This is a genomic window from Streptomyces sp. NPDC054841 (assembly GCF_053611045.1).
Map to the genome: position 1 here is coordinate 17,923 of NZ_JBSGZO010000018.1, position 12,499 is coordinate 30,421.

Sequence of the window (12,499 nt, forward strand, 5' to 3'; positions counted from 1 at the left end):
TCCGAGTCCCGGCCAAGCTCCGAGTCCCGGCCAAGCTCCGAGTCCGGGCGGGGCTCCGAGTCCGGGCGGGGCTCCGAGTCCGGGCGGGGCTCCGAGTCCGGGCCGGGCCCGGCTGTCACGGCCGGGGCGGGCGATCCGGAGCGCGGGGCCGGCGGGGTCGGCGGGGTGGCCGCGGGCGGGCCGTCGGGTCGCGCGACCGGTCCGTCGCCGTGGCGCTCGGCCGCGTTCGCCGGGCACGCCCGGTTGCTGCTCGCCGCGGTCCCGGCCGCGGCGCTCGGGCACCTCGCGGCCCGGGGCGCCGCCCCGCTCGGCGCCGCCGCGGCCACCGCGGCCGGGGCGGTGGCGATCGTGGTGACCTTCGCCCTGCTCGCACGCCCCCTGCGGCTCACCGAGCTCGAGGCACTGCTGTCCGGCGCCCGCCGACGGCTCGTCCGCCACTGAGGCCACTCACCACCCTTGGGATACTCCACAGATGCCACGCGTGCTTCTCATCGAAGACGATCCCTCCGTACGTGAAGGGGTCGAACTGGGCCTGCGCCGCCGCGGTCACGAGGTACGTTCCGCCGCCACCGGCGAGGCCGGGCTCGCAGCGCTCGGCGAGTTCCGGCCCGACCTGCTGCTGCTGGACCTCATGCTGCCCGGGATGAACGGTGTCCAGGTCTGCCGCCGGGTCCGCCAGGACAGCCAGCTGCCGATCATCATGCTCACCGCGCGCGGCGACGACTTCGACGTCGTCATCGGCCTGGAGGCGGGTGCCGACGACTACATCGTCAAGCCTGCCCGTACCGAAGTGATCGAGGCCAGGATCCGGGCGGTGCTGCGCCGGATCGAGGAGCCGGGCGGCGGGCGGCCCGCGGTCGAGTTCCACGGTGAGCTCGCCATCGACCGCGCCGGGCTCACCGTCGCCAAGTCCGGGCAGCACCTCGCCCTCGCGCCCTCCGAGCTGAAGCTGCTGCTGCATCTCTCCGCCGCCCCTGAACAGGTGTTCAGCCGACAGCAGTTGCTGGAGCACGTGTGGGAGCACAGCTACCACGCCGACGCACGGCTGGTGGACGCCTGCGTGCGGCGGCTGCGCAACAAGATCGAGGATGTGCCGGGCAGCCCCCGCTACATACAGACCCTGCGGGGCTTCGGCTACCGCTTCGGACCGCTGTGAAGTCCGGCGAGGAGCCCGGTGCGGAGCCCGGCGCGAAGTCCGCTGTGAAGTCCGCTGTGAAGCCGACTGCGAAGTCCGGCCGCGCGGCGAGCACCGGCGCCGGGCACGGCACGGACACCGGCGCAGGCGTCGGTACCGGCGTCGGCGCAGGCGGCACTGGCGTCGGCGCAGGCGGCACTGGCGTCGGCTGGGCACGCATCGCCGCGTTCGGGCTGCGTACCCGGCTCGTGCTCGCGTTCCTGCTGGTCGCCGCCGTCAGCGCCGGGACCACCGCCGCGCTGACCTACCGCGAGGCGCGCAACGCCATCGTCGCCACGGCCCAGGACACCGCGGTCGCGTCGTTCCGCGACCAGGTCCAGGCGCTCGCCATCGAGTTGCCCGTGGAGCGGAACTCCCTGCAGGAGAGCCTCCGTGACATCGCCCGGAAGGGCAAGCCGCATCCGTGGGTGGTCTTCGCCGAGTACGGCTCGCTCCGGGTCTCCTCCGGGACCCAGCCCACCTCGACCGTGATCACCCCCGAGCTGCGGCGCGCGGCCGCGTCCATCCCCCACGGCAGCTTCGAGCGGGTCGACAAGGACGGCACCCCGTATCTGACCATCGCCATGCCCGCCGTGTTCCGGAACGGCGTCGACGGTGTGCTGCCCACCGGGCTCGTCCTGTACGCCGTGATGACCATGAACGATGCCCAGGCCAACGTCGAGGCCCTGTCCACCGCGGCCCGGGACGGCGCCCTGCCCGGCCTCGCGATCGCGCTGGTGCCCGCCCTGCTCGCCGCGCGGAGTGTGCTGCGGCCCGTCCGCGAGCTGCGGCTGGCCGCCCGCAGCATGGGCAGCGGCCGGCTCGACACCCGCATCCAGGTCCGGGGCAGCGACGAACTCGCCGATCTGGCTCGTACGTTCAACGAGTCGGCGGGCGAGCTCGAACGCTCCGTGGTCGAGCTCCAGCAGGCCGAGGCGCGGGCCCGCCGCTTCGCCGCCGACGTCTCGCACGAACTGCGCACCCCGCTCGCCGGGATGCTCGCCGTCACCGAGGTCCTCGACGAGGACGCGGGCCGCCTCGACCCCGACACCGCCCAGGCCGTCAGGCTGATCAGCACCGAGACCGGAAGACTCGCCGTGCTCGTGGAGGACCTGATGGAGATCTCCCGCTTCGACGCGGGCGCGGCCGAGCTGAACACCGACGAGGTCGACGCGGCCGAGACCATCCGCAAGTCCCTGGAGAACCGGCACTGGTCGGGCCGGGTGCGCACCGAGCTGCCCGACGGCATCCGCGCCCGCCTCGACCCGCGCCGCTTCGACATCGTGGTCGCCAATCTCGTCGGCAACGCGCTGCGGCACGGCGCCGCGCCCGTGACCGTACGGCTCGCCACCACGACCCGCGAGGACGGTACGGCCTTGCTGGTCACCGAGGTCGCGGACAGCGGCCCCGGGATCAGTCCCGAGGTGCTTCCACACATCTTCGACCGCTTCTACAAGGCCGACGCCGCCCGTACCCGCTCGGCGGGCAGCGGTCTCGGGCTGGCGATCACCCTGGAGAACGTACGCCTGCACGGTGGCACGATCCGCGCCGTGAACGGCACCGGGGGCGTGGGCGCCGTGTTCACCGTCGGGATACCCCTGGCCGCGGAGGAGGCGACGGCATGAGACGTCTGCCCACCGCGGTCGCGGCACTGGCAGCGTCGGCCGCGCTGCTGCTCACCGGCTGCGGCATCCAGGAGACCGACGTCATCGAGGCGGGCGGCCCCGCCACGATCGAGGTCTTTCCCGGCAACGAACGACGGATGCTGCTCTTCTTCCGTTCCCCGGAGGGCGAGCTGCTGCCCGTGTCCCGGGAGCCGGACGGGCTGTTCGAGGATGCGCGGAGCGATCCGAAGTCCATGGCCAGGACTCTCGCCGCGCTGTTCCGGGGGCCCACGGAGAACGAGCGCGCGGCCGGACTCACCACCGGGCTGCCCGTACTGCCCACCGGCAGTGCGCTGCGGGAGGCCGGGCCGGCCGCTGACGGCGGGGTCGAGGTCACGCTGTCGATTGCGCTCGACGAGCTCGACGAAACCGCGCTGCGGCAGCTGATCTGCACGATCGCGTACGCCGAGGAGGCCGACGCCCGGATCCTGGTGCATCTGAGGGGCACGGACAGTGCCCTGGAGCCCGCCCAGTGCGACGCCGATGTCGACGCCTCCCGCGCACCGCGCCCGGAAAGTGTGCCGGGCCCGACGCGGATGCCGAGCCCGTCGAGCGGGCGGGGCTAGGCCCTGTCCGGGCTGCCGGCACCTTTGCGTAGCCGCGCCCGTATCCGTTCCGTGTCCGTGTCCGTGCCCGTGCCCGTATCCGTCCCGTACGCGGGCGCCGTGGTCAGCCGCGCAGCTCCGCCAGCACCGCGTCGGTGAACGGCGGCCACGCCTCGACCGCCCACGGCCCGAAGGCCCGGTCGGTCAGCGCGACGCACGCGGCCCCCGCGTCCGGGTCGATCCACAGGAAGGTGCCGGACTGGCCGAAGTGCCCGAAGGTGCGCGGCGAGGACGTCGCGCCCGTCCAGTGCGGGGACTTGGAGTCCCGGATCTCGAAGCCGAGACCCCAGTCGTTGGGCTTCTGATGTCCGTAGCCCGGCAGGATTCCCGACAGTCCGGGGTGGACGACGGACATCGCCTCCAGGACGGTGCGCGCGTCGAGCAGTCGCGGCGCCTGCACCTCGGCCGCGAACTTCACCAGGTCGTCGACCGTCGAGACGCCGTCCTTGGCGGGCGAGCCGTCGAGCGTCGTGGACGTCATGCCGAGCGGCTCCAGCACGGCCTGACGCAGGTACTCCGCGAACGGGATGTCCGTCGCCTTGGCGATGTGATCGCCCAGTACCTCGAAGCCCGCGTTCGAATACAGCCTGCGGGTGCCGGGCTCGGCCGTCACCCGGTGCTCGTCGAAGGCGAGACCACTGGTGTGCGCGAGCAGATGACGGACCGTGGACCCCTCGGGACCGGCCGGCTCGTCCAGCTCGACCGCGCCCTCCTCGTACGCGACGAGCACGGCGTACGCGGCGAGCGGCTTGGTGACCGAGGCCAGCGGGAAGCGGTGCGCGGTGGGACCGTACGCACCGGCGACGGTGCCGTCCGCGCGGACGACGGCGGCGGCCGCGGTCGGGACGGGCCAGTTCTCGGTCAACGCCAGGCTCTGCATGCGTACGAGCCTAAAGGGTCAGTCTCATGGCCGGATCGGGGGTGCGGGCGAAGCCGAGCGAGGCGTACAGGGGCTCGCCCTCGGGGGAGGCGCGCAGGTCGACCCGGCTCACGCCGCGCTCCTCGAACCAGCCGAGCAAACCCTCCATACAGGCGCGCGAGTACCCCCGGCGGCGGTGGCCGGGGTCGGTGGCGACGCTGAAGACGTAGCCGGTGGCGCCGGTGGGGTTGCCGGGGCCGCCGAGCCGGTACTCGATCGTCCCCACCGCGCAGGCGGCGAGCCCGCCGGGCCGGTCGACCACGAAGGCCGTGAGGGTCCCGTCCGGGTCCGCGAGCCGCTTGCGCAGGGTCTCGACGGCTGCCGGCTGCCAACTGGTGTCGGGGTTCGGCGTGACGGACAGCGAGTCGTGCATGACGGTGCGCAGGCGTACCAGCTCTTCGGCGTCGCCAGGGGCCGCGGGGCGTGCGAGGCTCATAGGGGTGGAGGCTAGTGCCTGTCCGGTGGATCTTGCTGGGCTCGCGACGCCCTGCGACTCCGTCTCCTGCGTTGTCGTCAGTCGGCATGGCTCCGCCATGACTCTCCCCCTGTCTCCGGCGGGGGGACCCCCATCCTCCGCCTGGATCCGAAGCCGCATCAGTGACATCAGCCGCTTCGCGGCGGGCGCTCACTGATCCAGCCTGATCCACCGGACAGGCCCTAGTGGGAGGGGGTGTCCGGGCACGCTGGAATTTCCGGTCCCGCTCCGGCTTGCTTGGAGTGCACTCCAACCTTCTAGCGTGGAGGCCATGACGGTGCTGGAGACCACATCCGCGACAACCGACGTCTGCGTTTCCGCGCCCCCGGCCCACCCGAGGCCCGAGGGGCAGGACCACTACACGATCAGCGAGGTCGCCGCCTGGACCGGGCTCAGCGCGCACACGCTGCGCTGGTACGAGCGGATCGGGCTGATGCCGCACATCGACCGCTCGCACACCGGCCAGCGGCGCTTCCGCAACCGCGACCTGGACTGGCTGACGTTCGTCGGCAAGCTGCGGCTGACCGGGATGCCGGTGGCGGACATGGTCCGCTACGCCGAGCTGGTGCGCGAGGGCGACCACACCTTCGAGAAGCGGCAGGAGCTGCTGGAGGCGACACGGCGCGACGTTCGCGCCCGGATCGCGGAGCTCCACGACACGCTCGCCGTACTTGACCACAAGATCAGCTTCTACGCGGACGCCCCCAGGGCGCCGGAGAGGGCCTGAACCTCATGACGGACAGCAAGACGACGGCCGGCAAGCTCGAAAAGGTACGGCTCGGAACGGAAGGGCCCGAGGTCGGCCTGCAGGGCCTCGGCTGCATGGGCATGAGCGAGTTCTACGGCGACACGGACGAGGCCGCCGCCCGCGACACCCTGGATGCGGCGCTGGAGGCGGGGGTCACGCTCTTCGACACCGCGGACGTGTACGGGCGGGGCGTGAACGAGGAGTTCCTGAGGCCGTTCGTGAAGGCCCACCGGGAAGAGATCACGCTCGCCACGAAGTTCGCGATCGTGCGGACCGACGATCCGCAGTTCCGGGGTATACGGAACGACCCCGCGTACATCCGTGAGGCGGTGGAAGGCAGCCTCCGGCGGCTGGGGGTCGACGTGATCGACCTGTACTACATGCACCGGCGCGACCCGGCGGTGCCGCTCGCGGACTCGGTCGGCGCGATGGCCGAGCTGGTCGCGGCGGGCAAGGTCAGGCACCTGGGGCTGAGCGAGGTCACCGGCGCGGAGCTGCGGGAGGCGCACGCCGTGCATCCGATCGCGGCGCTGCAGTCCGAGTGGTCGCTGTTCAGCCGTGACGTGGAGCGCAGTGCGGTGGGGGCGGCGGCGGAACTGGGTGTCGGTGTGGTGCCGTACTCGCCGCTGGGGCGGGGCTTCCTGACCGGCGCGTTCGCGGACGCCGGCACGGACCTGTCCGAGAGCGACTTCCGGCGCTACCTGCCCCGCTTCACCGGGGAGAACGCGGCGGCCAACGCGGCGCTGCTGGAGCCGGTGAAGAAGATCGCGGCGGCGCACGGGGCGACACCCGCGCAGATCGCTCTCGCGTGGGTGCAGCAGCGGGCGTCCGTGCACGGGGTGACGGTCGTCCCGATCCCCGGCACACGCAAGCGCACGCGCCTCGCCGAGAACGTGGCCGCGACCCGGATCACGCTGAGCGCGGACGAGCTGGCGCAGTTGGAGCCGATCGCCGGGCAGGTCGTGGGGCATCGGTACATGGACATGTCGTCGACGCCCGAGACGCGCGAGTAACCCACCTCCGGGGGCTCCCCCCCGTACCGGCCGGTGGGTGGGTGGGCACACCCCACCCACCGGCCCGCACCGGATCCCGCACACCGCGTCGAGTAGCGAGGCCTACGCCAACCCCAGCGCGAACGCCCCGAACCCCGCCGCCAGCAGCCCCGCCACCGCCCGGCGCGCCGTCGTCGCACGCGTCCACGGGGACTCGAAGCCCTGTGCGTACCGCCCGATGAGCACCAGCAGCGCCGCGAACAGCGGCAGCCAGGCCAGCCGGGCCAGGACCCACCCCAGTGAGTCCGGTGCCGTCGTCAGGCCCGGCACCGTGCCCGCGTACGACGCAGGGACCGCCGCCGCGAGCATCGCCGTCTGGTGCCAGCACAGGATCGTCATCGCCGAGAGGTTGATCACGACGACCGGAGCCCACAGCGCCGGCCGCGCGAGCAGCCGCCCGAGCCGCTCGCGGAGCAGGATCGCCGCGCCGCTCTGTGCCGCCGCGAGCGCCAGGACCAGGAGCGACGGCGGGTGGGAGTTGGTGCGGGTCTCGCCGGGCACGCCCACCATCGACGCGGGGTAGTGGAAGACGATCAGCAGCGTGGCGAAGAGGACCGCCCCACCGGCCAGCAGCAGCGCCCCGCCCCGCTTCCCGATCCGCTTCTCGCCCCAGGACACGCCGAGTTGGTACGCGAAGAGCCAGCCCGGAAGGATGTTGAGCGCGCTCAGCCAGGACGGCACGGCATCCGCGTACGGCCCGTACCGCAGGAAGTCGACGAGGGCGACCGAGCCGAGCAGCGGAGCCGCCGCCCAGCCGCCCATGCGACGGGCGGCGCGCACGCACAGCGGCGTGAGGGCCGTGACGACGACGTACACGCCCACGAACCACAGCGGTTGCACGACCAGGGTCGATCCGGTGCGCAGGGTGTCCTCCGGCACCCCCGCCACGGACAGGGCGGCGATCAGCGTCGCCCACACGGCGGTGACCCCGAGGACGGGCCGGCCCAGCCGGGCGACGCGTCCGCCCAGCCACTGGGCCGTCGTGCCGGGGCGGCGGCGGTACGAGAGCACCGACGCGTAGCCGCCCACCAGGAAGAAGATCCCCAGCATCTGCAGTCCCCAGCTGACCGGCGCGAAGAAGCCGAACGCGGACAGCGGGCTGGCGTTGTGGATCGCGCCGTCGGCGTCGAGCGTGAAGCCGCCGAGCAGCCAGTGCCCGGTCGGCACGGCCAGCAGCGCGAGGGCGCGCAGGCCGTCGATCGCGCGGTCGCGGTGGGCGGGGGTGGCGGACTCGATCTTTTCGACTGCCTTCGTCAACGTGCGCGGTGTGCGCGGTGTGCGCGGTGCGCTCGGCGTCCGCGGCGTCTGCGGCGTCTGCGGTGCCTTCATCGGGGTTCTCCCTGTGCGATGGCGGCGAAGGTGCGGAGCGAGGCGGTGCCGGCGACGAAGTAGCCGGTGTGACCCTCGGCGTCGTTGGCGGGCACGCGGCGGGCGCCGAACGCGGGGTCGGCCGGGTCGTTGCCGTGGCCGAGCCCGAGGAACTCGACGTTCGGCACCTTGGAGATCCAGTCGGAGGGGTCCTTGGCGGCCCAGACCCGGGCAGTCGTGTGCAGATCCCCGACGGTGTCCGCGCGCATGCCGGGCGAGGCGAACACGACGATGTCCGAGGCGTCGACGTCGCCGGCGGCGAGCCCGCACACGACCGAGCCGTAGCTGTGGCAGAACAGCGCGGGCTTCGGCGCGCCGGTCGCGGTGAGGCCCTCGGTGAGACGGGCCAGCCGCTCGGCGCCGGCCTCGGCGAGTGCGCCGGTGGCCGCGTCGACGCCGATGCCGACGGGGGTGGTGTAGCCGGCCCATGCGATCACGGCGGTACGGGAATCAGCCGCGGCGCGCAGCGACTTCGCCATCCCGGCCGGGGTGCCGTACACGTCATTCGTACGGTCGAAGCTCCCCGCGTCGATGTCGGAGCCCGGCACGATCACCGCGACATGACGGGCTTGCTCCAGATCCCCGTACACCTCGGCGACCTGACCGCGGCCGCGCGGATCGAAGGCGAGTATCTGCCGGCCGGCCGTGAGCAGCCGTCCGTACCGCGCCGGGTCGGCGCGCAGGGCACGGGCGTTGGCCTCGTACCGCAGTGCGACGGGGACTCCGTCGAGGTTGCCGACGACGAGGGGGTGGCGCGTGGCCAGCGCCCGCTGCTGAGCCCCCGTCAGCGAGGCGAAGAAGGCGGCGACTTCGCTCGGCGCGGCCGTGGCCGGGTCGGGCAGTTCCCGTCCCAGCGAGCGGTCCGCCACCCAGGCGGCGGCTCCAGGCGGCGGCCCGGTCACCGGCGTCTGCGCATTGCCGGAGGCCCAGCCCGCGGTTCCCGCGACAACGGTCGTCGTCAGTGCCGCGGCGACCAGGGTCCTCTTGAACCGTCGCATGATCCCCTCTTCCTCCTCCGACTGCGTGGCGGAGAGGAAGGTAGGAAGACGGTGCCTGAGGGAGCGTCACACCGCGGAGCCAACTCCGTGGTGATACCTGGGTAGGGGGTGGACGATCCCGCGGCGGCCCACGGCGGGCTGTGGCTCCGTGGCGGCCCACCTGCGGCAGCCCACGGCAGCCCACGGCGGCTCGCGGTGTCCCGCGGTGGCCCCGGGGCGATACCGCAGCGGCTCCGCGGCTCCGCGGCTCCGCGGCCCCGCGGCCCCGCGTCCCCAGGGCTACTGCTCGCCGGGGGTGACCAGGCCGGACTCGTACGCGAAGATGACCGCCTGCGCGCGGTCGCGAAGGCCGACCTTGGCCAGGACGCGGCCGATGTGGGTCTTGACCGTCTGTTCGGCGAGGATCAGACGGCCCGCGATCTCCTGGTTGGAGAGGCCGCGGGCGATCAGTTCCAGGACCTCCGTCTCGCGCGGGGTGAGGCCGTTCAGACGGAGCGAGGCGCGGTCCTTGCGCGGGGCGGGGCGCTGGGCGGCGAAGTCGGCGATGAGGCGGCGGGTCACCGAGGGGGCGAGGAGGGCCTCGCCCGCCGCGACGACCCGGACCGCCGAGATGAGGTCGGCGGGCGGGGCGTCCTTCAGCAGGAATCCCGACGCGCCGGCGCGCAGCGCCTCGTAGACGTAGTCGTCCACGTCGAAGGTGGTCAGCATCAGCACCTTGGGGACATGGACGACGCCCGGCGGCGGCTGAAGGATCTCGCGGGCCGCGGCCAGACCGTCCAGCTCCGGCATGCGTACGTCCATGAGGACCACGTCCGGGCGCGTGGAACGGGCCACGTCGACGCCCTGGCGGCCGTCCGGTGCCTCACCGACGACGTCGATGTCCGCCTGCGCGGCCAGCAGCGCCGCGAACCCTGCGCGCACCATGGCCTGGTCGTCGACGATGATCACGCGGATGGTCAAGTCGAGTCCCCCTCGGTGGTCAGCGGCATGCGTGCGGCGATCCGGAAGCCGCCGTCGGGCAGCGGACCGGTGTCCAGGGTGCCGCCGGTCAACCGTACGCGCTCGCGCATGCCGACCAGACCGTGTCCCGTACCGGTCGTCTCCAGCGGCTGGGCCGACCCGGTCGCGGGGCCGTTGACCACCAGCACCGTCAGATACGTGTCGTCGGCCGTGACCGACACCCGGGTCGCCGCGCCCGGCGCGTGCCGCACCACGTTCGCCAGGGCTTCCTGCACGATGCGGTACGCCGAGAGGTCCACCGCCTGCGGCACCTCGCCCAGCTCCGCGGGGAGCGACAGCTCGGCCGGCACCCCGGCCCGTACCGTCGCCTCGACCAGCTGCTGCACCCGGCCGAGGCCCGGCTGCGGCGCCCGCTCGCCCTCGGAGCCGTCGCTGCGCAGCACCGCCAGCAGCCGACGCATCTCCGAGAGCGACTCCCGCGCGCTGGAGGCGATCGTCGCGAACTCCTCCTGGGCGGCTTCCGGCAGCCCCTGGATCCGGTACGGCGCCGAGTCCGCCTGCACGGTGATCACGGACATGTGGTGCGCCACCACATCGTGCAGCTCGCGCGCGATCCGCGCCCGCTCCTCCAGCAGTGTGCGCTGCGCCCGCTCGGCCTCGCTGATGGTCTCCTGCTCGGCCAGCTTCCGCTGTACGTCGCCGCGTTCGCGCAGTGCCGCTCCGATGAAGAGGACCACCCCGCTGAGCACGAACAGCAGCACGCTGCTGGCGTCGCTGTGCTTCGGGGCCAGCTGGCCCAGGACGAACCCGACCGCGCCGGTCAGCAGCCAGACCGTGATCAGCGTGCGGCGCGGCTCGCGCAGCGCCAGGGCCAGCATCAGGAAGACGTAGCCGACGACGACCGGCGGGGGCCACGGCCAGATGGTGTCGGGCATCGGCGGCAGGCCCGCGAGGTTGAGGGCGCAGACGATGTCGACCGGGAAGATGATCCACCAGGCCTGCAGCGGCCGGTGCACGATCAGCAGCAACGGCGCGGCGGACCCGGTGGCGATCGCCCCGGCGAGTCCGGCGTTCATCCCGTACAGGGCGGTGAGGACATTGATCGTCACCGGCAGCAGCGCGGACGTGAGCAGGAGCACGACGGCGTACGGCAGCACCCGCCGCCACCGCTTCGGGGAGTCGGCGAGCACCCGGGCCGGCGCGTGCGCGGGGTGTGCGAGGCCCCGCAGGGCCTCCCGCACATAGCGCCGGCCGGCACCGAGCAGGGCGTCCGAACGGGGCGTGGGTGTCTGGGACATGGCCCGGTCAAGGGTAGGCGGCCGACGGCACGGCGGCGTCATACCGCGGAGCCGGGCGCGATGTCATACCCGGGTATGAGGTCCTCGGCCGGCTGCGGCCCGGCGGCCCGGCCCCGACGGCAACCGGCCGCCCCGCATGCCCCGATGGCAACCGGCCCGCCCCGGTCACCCCGCACGCCCCGACGGCAACCGGCCCGCCCCGGTCACCCCGCATGCCCCGATGGCAACCGGCCCGCCCCGGTCACCCCGCACGTCCCGACGGCGACCGGCCCGCCCCCGGTCACCCTGGTCTCAAGCGCTGCAGCGCGAAAGGGGGTTCGGGGGCGTGAGCCCCCGAGAACAACCCCCTACAGTTCCGCCAGCAGCTCCGCCTTCTTCGTCCGGAACTCCTCGTCCGTCACCAGCCCCGCACTGTGCAGCTCCCCCAGATGACGTATTCGCTCAGCGACCCCCGCGGGGTCGTGCGGGACCGACCCGGGCGGGTGCGGCGACGAGGGGAGCGCGGGGGACGAGCCTCGGACCGCCTCGAGGACTGCCGCGGCGAAGGGGAGGGACTCGTGGACCGGGCCGTAGCCCAGGCCGAAGACGACCGCGGCCGGGTCCTGGTCGGCCTGTGCGGGCTGGTCGGCGGACCCGGACCCCGACGTGGACCCGGCGCGCGGCAGCAGTCGCAGGTAGCCGTCGAAGACGTCGGGGGAGCGCCACTCGACCCCGCTCAGCTCGGTGACCGGGAAACTCTGGTCGCCCGCCTTCCACTTGGCGGTGGACGCGCCGCTCCACGACCAGCGGAACGACACCTTGTCCCCGTCGAACGTGGCCTTCCCGTCGTACGCCTTGAACCGCAGCGGCGCCGCGACCGAAGACACCAGATACTTCCCGGCGGGCTCAGGACCCGGTTCCGGGAGCATCGCGCGCAGTTCGTCCGCGTAGTACTCGGCGAGCGTCTCGCGGTCCGCCGGCAGCACCAGCCGGTACGGGTCGCAGCCCTCCTTGAGCTGCCCCGCGGCCGCGTCCATCAGCGGATCGGCGCCCGGTCTCGGCGCCGCGTGCAGCACTACCGTGCCGCGTTTGCCGGGGGAGAGGGTCACCGACTCCAGCGCTTCGAGGGGGATGCGCCGTTCGCCCAGCGTCTGGAACAGCTTCGGCGTGCCGCGGTTCCCCCGTGTGAAGCGGATGAGTACGGCGTCCGGTTCGAACTCCCAGTCGGCATGATTTCCGGCCAGCACATCACCCATGCG

At 73.2% G+C, this 12,499-nt stretch carries 12 protein-coding genes; 5 read left to right on the forward strand and 7 right to left on the reverse strand.

All coding sequences use genetic code 11. The features are described from left to right. The first annotated feature begins 472 nt into the window (after positions 1 to 472). The 3 genes from ACWGI8_RS04675 (at position 473) to ACWGI8_RS04685 (ending at position 3,404) form a co-directional block, all read left to right on the forward strand. Positions 473 to 1,156, forward strand: coding sequence for a response regulator (locus tag ACWGI8_RS04675; protein WP_453658641.1), 684 nt, complete (start codon positions 473 to 475; stop codon positions 1,154 to 1,156). A gap of 197 nt (positions 1,157 to 1,353) precedes the next feature. Next, the gene (locus tag ACWGI8_RS04680; protein ID WP_453658667.1) at positions 1,354 to 2,799 is read left to right on the forward strand and encodes an ATP-binding protein; all 1,446 of its coding nucleotides are present in this window, start codon (positions 1,354 to 1,356) and stop codon (positions 2,797 to 2,799) included. Continuing rightward, positions 2,796 to 3,404 (forward strand): GerMN domain-containing protein, encoded by a 609-nt coding sequence (locus ACWGI8_RS04685; RefSeq protein WP_453658642.1) that lies wholly within the window; start codon positions 2,796 to 2,798, stop codon positions 3,402 to 3,404. The genes ACWGI8_RS04680 and ACWGI8_RS04685 overlap by 4 nt, the downstream gene beginning before the upstream one ends. Positions 3,405 to 3,507: 103 nt before the next feature. Here ACWGI8_RS04685 and ACWGI8_RS04690 read toward each other — a convergent pair whose 3' ends face one another. Further along, positions 3,508 to 4,323, reverse strand: a complete 816-nt coding sequence (locus tag ACWGI8_RS04690) for a serine hydrolase domain-containing protein (RefSeq protein WP_453658643.1) — start codon at positions 4,321 to 4,323, stop codon at positions 3,508 to 3,510. Between the two features lie 10 nt (positions 4,324 to 4,333). Further along, positions 4,334 to 4,798, reverse strand: coding sequence for a GNAT family N-acetyltransferase (locus ACWGI8_RS04695; protein WP_453658644.1), 465 nt, complete (start codon positions 4,796 to 4,798; stop codon positions 4,334 to 4,336). Positions 4,799 to 5,108: 310 nt separating this feature from the next. Between ACWGI8_RS04695 and ACWGI8_RS04700 the strand changes: the two genes are divergently transcribed. Beyond that, a complete protein-coding gene (locus tag ACWGI8_RS04700) occupies positions 5,109 to 5,564 on the forward strand; it encodes a MerR family transcriptional regulator (protein ID WP_453658645.1) in 456 nt (151 codons plus the stop codon). A gap of 5 nt (positions 5,565 to 5,569) precedes the next feature. Further along, complete coding sequence (locus tag ACWGI8_RS04705) at positions 5,570 to 6,598, forward strand: aldo/keto reductase (RefSeq protein ID WP_453658646.1); 1,029 nt, start codon at positions 5,570 to 5,572, stop codon at positions 6,596 to 6,598. A 102-nt stretch (positions 6,599 to 6,700) separates the two neighbouring features. Here ACWGI8_RS04705 and ACWGI8_RS04710 read toward each other — a convergent pair whose 3' ends face one another. From ACWGI8_RS04710 to ACWGI8_RS04730, 5 genes are all read right to left on the reverse strand, one after another. Beyond that, positions 6,701 to 7,966: an acyltransferase family protein gene (locus tag ACWGI8_RS04710; protein ID WP_453658647.1), complete on the reverse strand. Its 1,266-nt coding sequence runs from the start codon at positions 7,964 to 7,966 to the stop codon at positions 6,701 to 6,703. Beyond that, positions 7,963 to 9,003 carry an alpha/beta hydrolase gene (locus tag ACWGI8_RS04715; protein WP_453658648.1) on the reverse strand — a complete coding sequence of 347 codons (1,041 nt, stop codon included), beginning with the start codon at positions 9,001 to 9,003 and terminating at the stop codon, positions 7,963 to 7,965. Before ACWGI8_RS04715 ends, ACWGI8_RS04710 begins: the two co-directional genes overlap by 4 nt. A gap of 279 nt (positions 9,004 to 9,282) precedes the next feature. After that, on the reverse strand, positions 9,283 to 9,963 hold the full coding sequence (locus ACWGI8_RS04720) for a response regulator (RefSeq protein WP_453658649.1): 681 nt from the start codon (positions 9,961 to 9,963) through the stop codon (positions 9,283 to 9,285). Then, positions 9,960 to 11,261, reverse strand: a complete 1,302-nt coding sequence (locus ACWGI8_RS04725; protein ID WP_453658650.1) for a sensor histidine kinase — start codon at positions 11,259 to 11,261, stop codon at positions 9,960 to 9,962. Before ACWGI8_RS04725 ends, ACWGI8_RS04720 begins: the two co-directional genes overlap by 4 nt. A gap of 347 nt (positions 11,262 to 11,608) precedes the next feature. Continuing rightward, complete coding sequence (locus ACWGI8_RS04730) at positions 11,609 to 12,496, reverse strand: DUF4429 domain-containing protein (protein ID WP_453658651.1); 888 nt, start codon at positions 12,494 to 12,496, stop codon at positions 11,609 to 11,611. Positions 12,497 to 12,499: the final 3 nt, after the last annotated feature.

Coding starts and splice junctions, on each gene's coding strand:
- ACWGI8_RS04715 (WP_453658648.1), bottom strand. CDS start 9,003: ATGCGACGGTTCAAGAGGACCCTGGTCGCCGCGGCACTGACGACGACC.
- ACWGI8_RS04690 (WP_453658643.1), bottom strand. CDS start 4,323: ATGCAGAGCCTGGCGTTGACCGAGAACTGGCCCGTCCCGACCGCGGCC.
- ACWGI8_RS04700 (WP_453658645.1), top strand. CDS start 5,109: ATGACGGTGCTGGAGACCACATCCGCGACAACCGACGTCTGCGTTTCC.
- ACWGI8_RS04675 (WP_453658641.1), top strand. CDS start 473: ATGCCACGCGTGCTTCTCATCGAAGACGATCCCTCCGTACGTGAAGGG.
- ACWGI8_RS04725 (WP_453658650.1), bottom strand. CDS start 11,261: ATGTCCCAGACACCCACGCCCCGTTCGGACGCCCTGCTCGGTGCCGGC.
- ACWGI8_RS04730 (WP_453658651.1), bottom strand. CDS start 12,496: ATGGGTGATGTGCTGGCCGGAAATCATGCCGACTGGGAGTTCGAACCG.
- ACWGI8_RS04710 (WP_453658647.1), bottom strand. CDS start 7,966: ATGAAGGCACCGCAGACGCCGCAGACGCCGCGGACGCCGAGCGCACCG.
- ACWGI8_RS04685 (WP_453658642.1), top strand. CDS start 2,796: ATGAGACGTCTGCCCACCGCGGTCGCGGCACTGGCAGCGTCGGCCGCG.
- ACWGI8_RS04695 (WP_453658644.1), bottom strand. CDS start 4,798: ATGAGCCTCGCACGCCCCGCGGCCCCTGGCGACGCCGAAGAGCTGGTA.
- ACWGI8_RS04705 (WP_453658646.1), top strand. CDS start 5,570: ATGACGGACAGCAAGACGACGGCCGGCAAGCTCGAAAAGGTACGGCTC.